Origin of the sequence: Caldivirga sp., from assembly GCF_023256255.1 — an archaeon.
Classification (GTDB): Archaea; Thermoproteota; Thermoprotei; order Thermoproteales; family Thermocladiaceae; genus Caldivirga.
Window position 1 is genome coordinate 1 of record NZ_JAGDXD010000070.1, and the last position, 1,396, is coordinate 1,396.

1 protein-coding gene is annotated in these 1,396 nt (G+C 46.0%); it reads right to left on the reverse strand.

Features of this window, described 5'->3' with window-relative positions; all coding sequences use genetic code 11:
- Positions 1-1,396, reverse strand: a 1,396-nt coding sequence (locus Q0C29_RS10725; RefSeq protein ID WP_292000657.1) for a hypothetical protein, incomplete at both ends; no start/stop codon positions are given.

The following is a 1,396-nucleotide window of genomic DNA, read 5'->3' on the forward strand; positions in this document are numbered from 1 at the left end:
CCGCATGTTGAGGCGTACTGGTAGTAGTTCGTGTAATTAATAATCATGCCGATCGGCCATGTGTACACTGAGTTACTGCCTGGATTGTATGCATTAATGCCTAGGAACGTAATGTAGAAGTTGTAGCTAGAGGATGAGTATTGGACACCCGCCTCAGTATTCACGTAGAATGTGCTTGAGGATGCTGGCGGTGGCACATAGTAGCCAGTGAATGTTGTGGCAATGCTAACCAAAGCCGTCAACCCAATTTCAGTCAATTCAGAGTCACCGGCAATGTAAGCTATGCCGGCTGGGTTAGGATTATAGAATGATGCAACATTACTAAACTCATAGAGTAGTACGTTTCCTAGTGTTGATGAGTAGCTTATTCCACATGGGTTCGAAAACCCACTTATCGATGCGTATAGGCCGGGTGTCTTGACTAGGCTTACGCCGTATTTGAATACTCCATTGAACATTGCCTCAATAGGCCCATTACCCATGTCAACACCTGGGAATACGTACAGTGTATTGCTACCGCTCGGTAGTGTGCTACTGTTGAATCCGATTATGTATGTTCCATTGGCCCAACCGCAGATGGTTTGGGCACTGCAGTAGAGCTTCCATGAAACGTAAGCAACGTAACCATCAAAGTAAAGGTACACGAAACCAGGACCATTAACATTAAAAACTGCCTCATTAGATTCCGATATTGATTCCGTGTATGTTCCTAATGGTAGTGATGGATCAAATAATACACCTACCCCAGTGAGGCCGTTGGCTAGTTGAATGTTCATGTTTTGGTTGAATTGGAATACTGGGCCAATCAACTCAACCCCACTAGAGCCAGTGCTGTAGGTTATGTTTAATACCCCATAGCCCCCTGAGCCTGATTCAGCATAGCCCTGAACACTACTGAATCCAACACTTATGATTCCCGAGTATAATTCCGTGTCCTCACTCCATCCTATGAAGAATTGCGGTATTGGTCCTTGGAATAGTTGGCAATCAGCCAAGTACCATTGCCCACTTGGATTACTGCCCTCAACCTCATACAATGCTGATCCATTGCATGAGCCAAGGTACCCGTAGCCGTATGGGTCACTTGAATTAACGGTAATTGGCGGATTGGAGTCAGCGTTAATCGGCACTGCCTTAACCCTACTGAAGTCCACTGTGGCAACTATTGTTACTGGCTTATGCCCAATAACCCATTCTGGATTATAGGGTACTGCCATGAATACTGCATACACCCTCGAACCCTCAATGTGCGTTAGGGCTATGATTAGGCTTGGCCAAGCAACACCACCATACTCACTAAGCCAAGAACCAGCAACACCAACAATACCACTCAAGTTAACGGCAATTGCGCCGAAGCCTCTGAAGTAGCCTACGGTGGCTATGCTCCTTGGCTTAA